Annotated in this window: 10 protein-coding genes and 1 pseudogene; 10 read left to right on the forward strand and 1 reads right to left on the reverse strand. The window is 29.3% G+C overall.

Features of this window, described 5'->3' with window-relative positions; translation table 11 throughout:
- The first annotated feature begins 94 nt into the window (after positions 1 to 94).
- From ACNQGO_RS09000 to ACNQGO_RS09015, 4 genes are read left to right on the forward strand one after another with little or no spacing between them, the layout of a single operon-like run.
- Positions 95 to 604, forward strand: a complete 510-nt coding sequence (locus ACNQGO_RS09000; RefSeq protein ID WP_417944607.1) for an RNA polymerase sigma factor — start codon at positions 95 to 97, stop codon at positions 602 to 604.
- On the forward strand, positions 591 to 1,076 hold the full coding sequence (locus ACNQGO_RS09005) for a hypothetical protein (RefSeq protein ID WP_417985048.1): 486 nt from the start codon (positions 591 to 593) through the stop codon (positions 1,074 to 1,076). Before ACNQGO_RS09000 ends, ACNQGO_RS09005 begins: the two co-directional genes overlap by 14 nt.
- Before the next feature lie 53 nt (positions 1,077 to 1,129).
- Positions 1,130 to 1,705, forward strand: a complete 576-nt coding sequence (locus tag ACNQGO_RS09010) for a DUF4252 domain-containing protein (RefSeq protein ID WP_309757885.1) — start codon at positions 1,130 to 1,132, stop codon at positions 1,703 to 1,705.
- 1 nt (position 1,706) lies between these two features.
- Positions 1,707 to 2,240 (forward strand): DUF4252 domain-containing protein, encoded by a 534-nt coding sequence (locus tag ACNQGO_RS09015; protein ID WP_417985049.1) that lies wholly within the window; start codon positions 1,707 to 1,709, stop codon positions 2,238 to 2,240.
- Positions 2,241 to 2,322: 82 nt separating this feature from the next.
- Here ACNQGO_RS09015 and ACNQGO_RS09020 read toward each other — a convergent pair whose 3' ends face one another.
- Positions 2,323 to 4,164, reverse strand: a complete 1,842-nt coding sequence (locus ACNQGO_RS09020; protein ID WP_417985050.1) for a hypothetical protein — start codon at positions 4,162 to 4,164, stop codon at positions 2,323 to 2,325.
- Between the two features lie 485 nt (positions 4,165 to 4,649).
- Between ACNQGO_RS09020 and ACNQGO_RS09025 the strand changes: the two genes are divergently transcribed.
- The 6 genes and pseudogenes from ACNQGO_RS09025 (at position 4,650) to ACNQGO_RS09050 (ending at position 11,769) form a co-directional block, all read left to right on the forward strand.
- On the forward strand, positions 4,650 to 4,811 hold the full coding sequence (locus ACNQGO_RS09025; protein WP_417978961.1) for a hypothetical protein: 162 nt from the start codon (positions 4,650 to 4,652) through the stop codon (positions 4,809 to 4,811).
- Positions 4,812 to 4,980: 169 nt separating this feature from the next.
- Positions 4,981 to 5,646, forward strand: a pseudogene (locus ACNQGO_RS09030) (TolC family protein); the annotation flags it as partial.
- 437 nt (positions 5,647 to 6,083) lie between these two features.
- Complete coding sequence (locus ACNQGO_RS09035; RefSeq protein WP_417985051.1) at positions 6,084 to 8,306, forward strand: AAA family ATPase; 2,223 nt, start codon at positions 6,084 to 6,086, stop codon at positions 8,304 to 8,306.
- Positions 8,288 to 9,214 carry a UvrD-helicase domain-containing protein gene (locus ACNQGO_RS09040; RefSeq protein ID WP_417947451.1) on the forward strand — a complete coding sequence of 309 codons (927 nt, stop codon included), beginning with the start codon at positions 8,288 to 8,290 and terminating at the stop codon, positions 9,212 to 9,214. Before ACNQGO_RS09035 ends, ACNQGO_RS09040 begins: the two co-directional genes overlap by 19 nt.
- An 86-nt stretch (positions 9,215 to 9,300) precedes the next feature.
- Positions 9,301 to 10,428, forward strand: coding sequence for a 3'-5' exonuclease (locus ACNQGO_RS09045; RefSeq protein ID WP_417947453.1), 1,128 nt, complete (start codon positions 9,301 to 9,303; stop codon positions 10,426 to 10,428).
- A 210-nt stretch (positions 10,429 to 10,638) separates the two neighbouring features.
- Complete coding sequence (locus ACNQGO_RS09050; RefSeq protein ID WP_417968784.1) at positions 10,639 to 11,769, forward strand: DUF418 domain-containing protein; 1,131 nt, start codon at positions 10,639 to 10,641, stop codon at positions 11,767 to 11,769.
- The last annotated feature ends 213 nt before the right edge of the window (positions 11,770 to 11,982 follow it).

Genomic DNA, 11,982 nt, shown 5'->3' on the forward strand with positions numbered 1-11,982 from the left:
AAATACTAACTTTAGTTTTTATTTTATGTTTTTTTGTTGCAAAAAATAATACGAGTCGTCTAGCTTATATAACCAGTTTAAAACCAAATTATTTATGAACCAAAATGACTTTGTTCTTCTTGTCAATCCGTTTAAAGACAAAGTCTTCAGGTTGGCCAAAAGGTTGCTCGTGAGCACAGAGGAAGCAGAAGATGCTACTCAAGAAGTTTTGGTTAAATTATGGAATCGCAATGGTAATTTATCTGATTTTGGGAGTGTTGAAGCTTTTGCCATGACCATGACCAAAAATTATTGTTTAGATCAGCTTAAAGCTAAAAGAACAGGAAATCTCAAAATTGTGCATACGAATTATGTAGATCGAGAGGCAGGTTTAGACAAGAAAATGGAAGACCTGGACAGTTTGAATTGGGTTGAGAAAATAATGGAGCAATTACCCGTTCAACAACGATTAATTATTCAAATGCGGGATATAGAACAATATGAATTTGAAGAAATTGCAAAAATACTCGAAATGAATGAAAGTGCGATTCGGGTGGCGCTATCTAGAGCAAGGAAAACGATACGGGATTATATGACAAAAACACACAATTATGGAATTAGTTAAAATAGACTATTTAGTAGAAAAATATTTTCAGGGAGAAACCAGTATTGCAGAAGAAAAGGAATTACGTACTTATTTTTCTTCATTAGATGTTGCGCAGCATTTAGAACAATACAGGCCTATTTTTGAATATTTCTCTCTTGCCAAAGAGCAGCAGTTTACGTCTCAAGTACCACAACTCCCAAAAGCGGGAAACATAAAGCGTAATGCTACGTGGCTATCACTTGCAGCGTCTGTTGTTGTTTTGTTGGGAATAGGAACCTATGTCTATCACAATTATGATGATGCAACAAATAATCAGAATTTAGGAACGTATGACGATCCTGAAGAAGCTTTTAGAGCTACTCAAAAAGCATTGTCCTTATTGTCTAGTAATGTAAATGTTGGCATAGAAAGTGTACAGTACATTCAGGTGTATCAAACTACAAAAGACAAGATTTTTATTGACACTAGAACTCAGTCAAGTGGTTTGTAATTCCCTTGTATGTGGAATAAAAACAAGAAAAATAATTTAAAAAAAAATCTAAAATGAAATCAACAAGTAATACAACCAAAATGAATAGTAAATTCAGTACCACAAAAAAGTTGATACTAACCCTAGTATTCGCCTTAGTTTCCAGCACCTTTTATGCACAAGCTATTTTTGATAAATTCGATGGGCAAGTAGGTGTAACCTCAATCATTGTTAATAAAAAAATGTTTGACTTGATGAGCAAAGTAAAAATGGATGCTTCCGATAAAGAAACGCAACAATACTTAAGTTTAATCAAGAAACTCGATGATTTGAAAGTGTTTACCACAAAAAATGCACGTTTAGAAGGCGAAATGAAAGCAGTTGCAGACAAGTACATCAAATCGGCAAATTTAGAAGAGTTAATGCGTGTGAATGAAGACGGACGTAGTATTAAAATCTTAGTAAAATCAGGAGCGAATGATTCCCAAATTAGAGAGTTATTTATGTTTATTGAAGGAGCTAAAAATGATGATACCGTGCTAATGTCGTTAAAAGGAAACTTTGATTTAGATGAAATTGCAGTCCTTACCAATAAAATGAAAATTCCTGGCGGAGATGATTTGAGAAAAGCAACTAAAGCAAAAAGATAAGATGAAAACAGTTTATGGAATAGCACTGCTATTAAGTTTGTTTCTGTCAAGTTGCAACTCAGAACCGTCCTTACAAAAGTACTTTGTTGAAAACACAGAAAATAAAAACTTTATTGCGCTGGATGTGTCACCTGATATTTTGAATGTTGATAAAACAAAATTATCAGTAGCTCAAAGTGATGCTTTAAAATCTTTTGACAAGATGAATGTTTTGGCTTTTAAATTGAACGCTACGAACAAAGCAGAATTTGAGATAGAACGTGCTAAAGTAAATTTGATCTTAAAAGATAAAAAGTACCAGCAGCTGATGAAGTTTGCGTCTGGAAAAGAGGGCGCTTCGGTAAGTTTTGTAGGCACCGATGATCATATTGAAGAATTTGTATTCTTTGCCAACAAAGAAGAAAATGGTTTTGCTGTGGTTAGAATTTTGGGTAAAGATATGAATCCGACTAGCATTATGACCATGATGAGTGTTTTACAACAATCAAATATTGATGTAGAACAATTAAAACCATTACAACAATTAATGAAGTAAGTTAATTAGATAATTTGAAAAACCTCACATTGCTGTGAGGTTTTTTTGTTACGCTGTTGGTGAAATTATTTACTTAAAAACTTTATTCATATATAAATATTCGCTCTACAAAATTTGCACTTGGCTTTTCTGAATCTAGTCCGTCTTCAAAAAACATTTCAGTCCAGTTTTTTTGATTATCAATTTTAAGATATTGAATTCTTGTATCTAACTTACTTTTTCCATCTCCGAAAAAGGAATCCGAACTAGATTCTTCAATTCTCCTATTATCAGTGTTGTACTTACGATAAATAACCAATTTATCCAAATAAGCTGAGCCCTCTTTATTATTTTTAAAATGTTCTTCTATTAGATTTCCTCTTTCATCGTATACTAAATCATCTTGTGACTCAGTTATTTCAACCGCTCCTTCAATATATTCGTAAGAATTTTTGTTTTTAAATATGTGGTTTTTATTATATTCGTATTTCACCGAACTTCTTAAAGTATCATTATCCAAATAATTTCTCTCTTCGATTAACTTGTTATCAGGTCCATAATTATAAATCGTTTTTTCAATCATTTTATCTTCATCATCATAATTTATTGATTCTATCTTTAGTTTCAAATTATTATACTTGTTCTCCGGATAATCAGATTTTTTAGGGAACAATTTATCTTCTACAAACTCACCATTAGAGTTCTTTTTGAAAGTTCTATAGTTTTGCATTTTTCCTTTTACATATTTGTCACCTTTTTTTGTGGCATAATAAAAGTTTTCAGTGTATTCTTTTATATTTCCAAATAGTTTCTCCTCCCATTCAGCAGACAACTGTGGCGCATTATAATCTTCGATGGCAAGTTTTTTTGCTATTGCTTTTTCCTGATTAGGAATCATCTCAAAATTCCTGTCTATTCCATATATGGGTTCGTAAAGTATAAAGTCATTTTTAATTGGCGCAATAGTGTGAACAAATATGTACTTGTTTGTTTCATTTATTACATCTTCTACATTAAATATTTTTTTATATTCTTCAAAAGTCATTAAAGGGTTAACTTTAAAAGCATCAAAAATACGCTTACTTAAATCACCTCCAAAATACCCAAAACCCGCTCTTTCATCATTTATTTTTTTATTTTTCTTCTTTAATTCAATCATTTCCTGATCATTATAATTGACTAAAACATTGCCTATTTCATCATAATTTATCAAGCGTATTTGATTTTTTCGATCACTGTTTTTCAAGTCAACTATTTCGAAAACAATCGTGTTGTTTAAAATAGCAATTAAATTGTATTCTATGTTGTTGAGCTTAAAAATTTTCCCTACATCCTTTTGAGAAAGCTTTACTTGAGAATAATCTGTAATAAATTTAATGTTATAAACGACACTTCCTTTGATTTCAGAAAGCTCTTTGTTGTTTTTAAAGTTTACTTCATTGTTTATTTGATCTTGCTTACGAAGGGTCGTAAAATTCAAATTGGTGTTTTTTCCTTTCTCATATTTAGACAAAAATTCACTTCCGAAAGAAGTTCCGCCAACATTTTGAATTTCAATCAACTCTTTTTTTAAATTAAATAACTTGCTTTTTATAGGATGAAATTCTACAACATCAATCTCGTCATTATCTTTATAATAAGAGGGAAAGCGCGAATTAAACAACAAATCATATCCATATTCAGATTGCTCCAATTTTAAAATCCCTCTTGCAATTAGCGTATCTACTGAAGAATTTAGTACTTCAATAGATTGAATTGGCTTCTTTTGAATCTCACTTATCTTTTTACTTACCTTCTTATAAGGAAAATCTGTGACTTTAAATATTCCTTTACCTACATTATAAGTAAATTCATAAATCATATCTTTTTCCTCTTTATCTAATTGCTTTTTTTGGGAAAACATAGAAAGACTGCAACTCATAAATATCAATAAAACTTTATTCATCTTTTTTTTGGAAATTTACAATTTTTGAAGCAAAAAATAAATTTTTCATTTCGTTTTTAACCTGTTTTTAAAAAACAATGTGCATCAAAATTAAAACCATTTGTATTACATAATTTGGTTTTCAAGTATTGAACTTTGGAAACAGATTTTTCGATTATTTAGCTAAAATCAAAAAGCGTCTTGAATTTTTCGAGACGCTTTTTTTATGATTTAGTTTTTGGGAGTTGGGTTGTTTTTAAATTAGTAATCCGAGTTATGCTCTTTATTGCCAATTATTTAACGGCATTTAAAATAAAGATTTACATCGTCGAGATTCATTTTAAAAGTATTCAAGTAATACTATTTTCGCTATTGGAATAAGGATAAAATGAGTGTAATAATGGTGGTAAATATCACTAAATGTAGGTATTGTATGAGTCTTTTATTATAGGTAAATTTGCACAAAATAATTTCTTTTTATTTATCAAATTAAAACAGGATCTTACATGAAAAATGAAGTACAAGGGCGATACAAATCTCAAGTATTGGCAAAAAAAGCCGATAAGAGATTTTTTTATATTGGCGCTTTTATCTTGTCGTCTGTTTCTGTTTCAACAGTAATTTTGGTAGTTTTACTTTTATCAAATACGTTAGACAAATATTCTTAAAATTTGTAATTTAAAAGCTATTTAGAAACATTCATAAGCTTACTATTTTTGTTAAAGTCCAACTTTTTATAATCTTGAAAAGTGAATCTCATTTTATTTATTTCTGCCTAGTTTGATAGGTAAGCGATAAATAAATGATTGAGAGCGTTTATAAATTGATAGTATGAATAATACTATCAACTTTTTACTCGGACAATATCCGCAAGAAATTAAACGAGATAGTGTTGTTTTTGATGCTGGTTTGCCTGCCATAGTTCAAGCGGGTGTTCCTGCTCAATTGCTTGCTAATCGTCCGGATATCAAACAAGCGTAATTAGAATTAGAAGCTGCTAAACTGGATGTAAAAACGGCTCGCGCTGAGTTTTATCCGTCACTAGATATTACAGCGGCAATAGGTTTTAACGCTTTTAAACCAAATTATTTGTTTAAGATGCCAGAGTCTTTGCTGTATTCTTTAGTGGGAGATGTAGTCGCTCCTTTAATTAATAGAAATGCGCTCAAAGCCGAGTATAGCCCTGCTAATGCGAGACAAATATAGGCGTTGTATAATTACGAACAGACGATTCTAAATGCGTATTTAGAAGTTTCCAGTCAGTTGTCTAAAATCAATAACTTAGAAAAAAGCTATGATCTAAAATCCCAACAAGTAGCCGTGTTGAACCGTTCTATTGACTTGGCAGGTGATTTGTTCAAGTCAGCCAGAGTAGATTGTTTTGAGGTATTGATGACACAGCGCGACGCCTTAGAATCAAAACTGGAATTAATCGAAACGAAAAAAGCCCAGCTTAATGCCGTAGTTCATGTATACCGTGAATTAGGTGACGGTTGGAAATAAGAGTAAGGATAAAAACTGAAACTGTGCAGCAATTCGAGTAGTGCGCACAGTTAAGATAAAATCCATTCAAAGTTATAAATCGTGAATTAGAACCTGTATATGGGTTTTAATTCACGATTTTTTTTTTCAGGTTTGAAATGTTTTAAGTGTATGATGAAGGAAAATTTCAAGTCAGTGCATTTTCGATAAGCAACCCGTAAGACTTTGTAGTTTAAATTAAGAAAACAGTTTAGGTTATTTTAATTACAAAAACAGGTAGTTATACCCTGTTTTTGTAGTTTGTTTTTGTTATTTTTGAGAAATACCTTATGGAAAATAAAATACGAGAGAAGTATTTCAAAATATTATTTGTATTCGAGTGGATTGGGAAGCGGGAAGAAGAGGATTGAGGAGTTGGATGGGGGCTTTAGGGAATTGATAAAGTTAAACAAACATATATGATAATAGAATCAATACACATTAGTAATTTCAGATTACTAAAAGACTTTAAGTTAGATTTAGAAGATACTTTATCGCTGGTATTAGGAAAAAATAATACAGGAAAGACTTCTATCCTCACATGCTTAGAAAAATTTATCAATAGTGAAAGTGATAAAAATAAAATTAAAGCGGAAGATTTTAATTTAGATTATAAAAAAGAAATTGAAAATCTAATCACTATTCCTGAACAAATTACAAACAAAGAGGAATACGATAAAACCCTCTATGGTATTAAGTTAAGATTAATTTTATCCTATGATGAAAATGATAACACGAGTACTATATTTGATTTAATGATGGATTTAGAACCTAATCACAACAAAATTGTTTTGGGTTATGAATATTCCCTGCATTTCAATGATTATGAAGAAATGCGAAAAGAGTATCAATCTTTTTATCGAAATGAAAGATTAAAAAGAATTAAATTGTATGCATCTGAAAAAAGTAAACCTAAAAACGAACAAAAAGAATATGCTTTAAAAACCTTTAATCATTTTTTTAAGTTATACCAAGACAAATATTTTAAGAGAAGATGGAAAAGTATCGACTATGATTATGATAACAATATAATCCTTGAATCAAATTTTAATGATTTAGAAAAAAGCAAGCTTAAAAATAATTTGAAAGACATCATTAATTTCAAATATATAGATGCTAAAAGAGGTGTAACGAATAAGGATAACGATAAAACCTTATCTACACAAACGTCAGAAATATATGAAAGAAGTGAAAAAAATGATGCTGATGAAGAAAAAATTCAAGAATTCAATGAGGCAATAGAAGAAACGGATGAAAAATTAGGTGAAGTATATAAAGGTTTGTTTAGTGAAACAATTGAAACAGTAAAAGAGTTTGGAGGCATAAAAAAAGAAGAATCTATTATCAAAATTATTTCCACATTACAACATAAGGAGTTGTTAAAAGGAAATACAACGGTAGTATATAATCATAATGAGACAGATTTTCCTGAACAGTATAATGGTTTAGGATATATGAATCTTATCAGTATGATTTTCCAAATCAAAATTTTAGTCTCAGAATTTGCACGAAAAAAAGACGAAAATCCAGCGAGTATCAATTTATTATTAATTGAAGAACCAGAAGCCCATACGCATCCACAAATGCAGTATGTCTTTATTCAAAACATTGCGAATCTTTTAAACAAAGGGATAGTAAAAAAGGATAAAGATGGTAATTCTCTAATACCACAACCTTTTCAATATATCATTAGCACACACTCTTCACACATCGTTGCGAATTGCCAAGATTTTGATACAATAAAATATTTGAAGAAAGAAGCTATAAATGACATTAAAGCAAAGAATTTAAAGGATTTAGAGCAAGAATATAATTCGGAAGGCGAATTAGGAAAGAAAAACTACCGTTTTTTAAAACAGTATTTAACATTAAACAGATCAGAATTATTTTTTGCTGATAAAGCAATTTTCATAGAAGGTGATACCGAGAGAATTTTATTACCTGCAATGATGCAAAAAATAGATAATGAAGAACCAAAAGAAAATAATGAACTTAAATTATTATCTCAGAATATTTCAATTGTAGAAGTTGGTGCGCATTCTCAGATTTTTGAAAAGTTTATTGATTTTATTGGTGTAAAATCTTTAATAATCACTGATTTGGATTGCTATTACACAGAACCAATATTAAAAGATGATGGGACTCATGATACTTATAAAAACGGTAATACTAAGTTCATAGAGCATAAATGTCCCGCAAGTTGTAGTTCTGTCCAATTCATTAAAAATAACGCATTAATATTTTTTCATCGCACAAATAAAATAGATGATATAAAAAAGTTATCATTTGATTGGAAAGTACTTAGAAAAAATAAAAAAGGAATTTGGAATTCAAACAAAAAAGGAAAACTACTTGTAACATTTCAAACAGAGCAAGATGAATACCACGCAAGAAGTTTTGAAGATGCCTTTTTTCATATCAATAAAGATTTTATTTGTAATGAGAATATTAGTTTTCAAGGTTTAACTGATAAATGGTTAGAAGAATTTAAAAGTAATAAGTGTGCTTTTACTTTAGCTGAAAAAGGGGTCGACAAAAAGCCAACTTTAGCAATCGATATACTGTTAAATGAAAAGCCAGATTCACAATGGCAAATACCAAATTATATTAGAGAAGGATTATTATGGTTACGAAAAGACTAGAAATAAAAGACAAACAGCCAGAAGTTTTTCAAATTTTAGAGCACATAGATAATCAAAATCATTTTTTATTAAGTGGTGGTGCTGGAAGTGGAAAAACCTATTCTTTAGTTTCCATTATTAGACAAATTCTGGAAGAACAACCTGCTGTGCAAATCGCTTGTATTACTTATACAAATGCGGCTGTAAGAGAAATTGAAGAAAGAGTTAATCATAAAAAATTAAAAGTTTCTACGATACACGATTTTCTTTGGGATTGTATTAAGAACTTTCAAAATGAGCTTAAAAAATGTATAATCAATTTAGCTAAAAATGATAGTATAACCAGTTTTCAATTAGATAACCCAGATAAATCCATTTTTGAGGGGAAGAAGATTGAATATAAAGAATTTGTTAGGTTAACAGAAGGTATCATTTCACACGATGAATTGCTAATATTGGCAGAAGCTATGTTTGCGAATTACCCGAAACTTTGTGATAGCATCAATGACAAGTTTAATTTTATTTTTGTAGATGAGTATCAAGATACCGACAAGCTAGTTGTTGAAATTATATTAAGCCATTTATCTCGTTCCAAAAAAATGAACAAGACAATAATTGGTTTTTTTGGTGATACTATGCAGTCTATTTATGATGATGGTATTGGTAATTTGAAAATTTATTTAGACCAAAAAGATTCTAATTTAAAAGAAGTTAAAAAACCTGACAATAGAAGGAATCCTAAGAATGTATATGACTTGGCAAATAAACTTAGAACTGATCCTTTAACCCAAAAGCATTCTAGTGATTCAAAAGCTCCCAATATGCTTGCGAATGGAAATGTAAAAAAGGTAATGTTTTATTCTTACATTCAAAAGAATCTGATTTACCAAAACTCAAAAAATATCTTTCTAATCTTGATACTGATGTAAAATGGAATTTTGACGATTCTAAAAACACTAAAGAATTAAACTTAACCCACAATCTTATTGCTTCACAAGCAAAGTTTTCCACTTTAATGGATATTTACGATAAGGATAAATTTATTGAATATTTATCAAAAGTTAGAAAATATTTAAGAATTAGAGAGGTCGAGTTTGATGACAACACAACAGTAAATCAGGTTTTTACTCAAATTGCTAAAAATGTTAAAGAAGAAATTGATAGTAAAAGTTTAAGTCATTTTACGGTATTAAAATATTTAGAAAAATTAAGAACTTTACATCTTTCTCAAAATGAAAGTTTAAGTGATTTAATTCAAAAATTAAAGCCAATTAAAGAAGATAAAATAGAGCCTTCAAAAAAATATTTAATCAATGATTTCAAAAATAATACTGGTATAATTGAGATTGATTACGTTTATGATATTAAAGTACTGAAAGATGTTAAAGAAAAGTTAGATGAAGAACTTTATAAATCAGTAAAAGAACAACCTTTTATTAATTATAAAAAACTTTATGCTGTCAAGGATCAACTTGTTGATGATAAAAAAGAATCTGAAGATGAAGAAAATAAGAAAGGTTCAAAACGAGATAATTTAATTAGACATCTATTTAAGATTCAGCATACTCTTTTGTATTATGAGAACAAGAATTTTTCTGAGTTTTTTAGAATTATCAAAAAGAATGGAATAAGAATTAATTCCATAGAAGAAAAAATAAAACTCAAAGAAGCTATTGAAAAACTATTAAAAAATAGAACTACTACAATTGGAGAAGTAATTGACAGAGCAGATGAATTAGGAATTGTTATTAAAAATGACAAGTCATTAAATGAATTTATAAAATCATCTGAATACATTTATACTAGAGTTCGAGAAGTATCTTATCAAGAATTTATCAATTTGTATAATTACTTAGAAGGGTTTACACCTTATTCAACACAACATAAAACTAAAGGTTCTGAATATGACAACGTCTTAATTGTTTTAGATAATGGAAACTGGCCAAAGTACAATTTTAAATATTTATTTGAAAACACAAAAGACAAAGAAGAAATTATTGAAAGAACACAAAAACTATTTTATGTTTGTTGTACTAGAGCTAAAGAGAATCTAGCAGTTTATTATTTAGCACCTTCTGAAAAGGTTCTAGAAACAGCAAAAAAATGGTTTGGTGTTAGTATTATTGATTTAGATAAATTATGACCATCCAACTCCTAAAATCCCAAAACCTATTCCTCTTCGCGTTAATCTCATGAAGTAAATATTTTGGGCTAAATACGCCAAGCTCTACTACTGCTATAAAAATCGTGTACTAGTTGCCGCGAAATGAGTTTTACGGGTTAAATTATAGGTACTAGTTGGTGAAACAAAATACAATTTACAAATTAAAAAGTTACATAGAATTTAAAAACAATGATGCAAAAAGAACAAAGAGTCGAAATTATTGATATGCTGAGAGGTTGGGCACTTTTAATAGTAGTTATTTCAAATTATTTATATTATGCCTACAGCCCAGAATGGACAATACATGGAGAGGGAATTATCGCAACAGTAATAAATGGAGTAGAATCCATACTTTTTTCAGCTAAAGGATGGACTTTACTTTTTACTCTTTTTGGTTTTGGTTTCGGAGTCATTTATGCTAAAAAGAAGGGACAAACTTATTTTTTTATTATTCGCCGCATGTTGGTTTTATTTGTATTCGCCTTTATAAACAGTCTGTTTTATGATGGTGATATTTTACGGGATTATGCTTTTTTAGGCTTACTAATTTTGTTTTTTATTCATTTTTCTGCTAAAACATTATTGTATATAGCTGGCGTATTGTTTTTATTTACTCCTTTACTAACAGCTTACATAAATACTGTTGATACTACATATGTTACTACATTAACGAATAGTATTGCGCCTTTACGATATAGTACACAATTGCTACAGGTTTTTAAATACAATATTTTGAATTCATTTTACACTGAAGTTCTTAATTTGGTCTATTCTGTAACAGCGCATTATGTCATGTTTACGTGTATGATTTTAGGATTGGCGATACAAAAGAGTAAGTTCTTGGAAACTGTTTTTGCAAGCAAAAATCAAATAAAAAAATCCTTATTTTCATTAGTAGGTATCACTATCGTTTTATGGGGAGTTTCTTTACTTTCTATGATGTACAAACCGCCTTATTTAAAGTATTTCTCATTTCATTATTGGATCGTTTTAACAACTATGCTTTCTACAAGTTTGTTTATTATACTGCTGTATACAAATCAAAAATTAAAAAAAACACTTAAAGCATTTTCATGGGTTGGCAGAATGACTTTTACGAATTATCTAACCCAAAATTTAATTGCTTTTTTCGTATTTCAGGGAGTTGGTTTAGGATTGTTTCATCATATGCCTTTCTATTTTTACTTTTTGTTTGCAATCGCTATTTATTTACTTCAAATCGGATTTAGCTATTGGTGGTTAAAAAATCATGTGTACGGACCTTTAGAATGGCTTTGGAGGCAATTAAGTGATACAAAGAATGATGTTTTTATGAAATAAGTTTAAAACTATTCAAAGACCATTCAAGACTTAATCCTAGTTACAGTCCTTTAAGATAACAAACTAACTTATCCTAAATCAAAAACAAAATAAACCAGGATCAAGTCTAAAACCTGTGGGGAAATATTAAATTTCGATATTTGTATTTTAAAAATAGATACAAATGCAAGATTCTTTTAGTGAGCTAATCAAATTATTATTACCTGAAATTGT

Origin of the sequence: Flavobacterium frigidum (genome assembly GCF_048286735.1) — a bacterium.
Lineage (GTDB): Bacteria > Bacteroidota > Bacteroidia > Flavobacteriales > Flavobacteriaceae > Flavobacterium.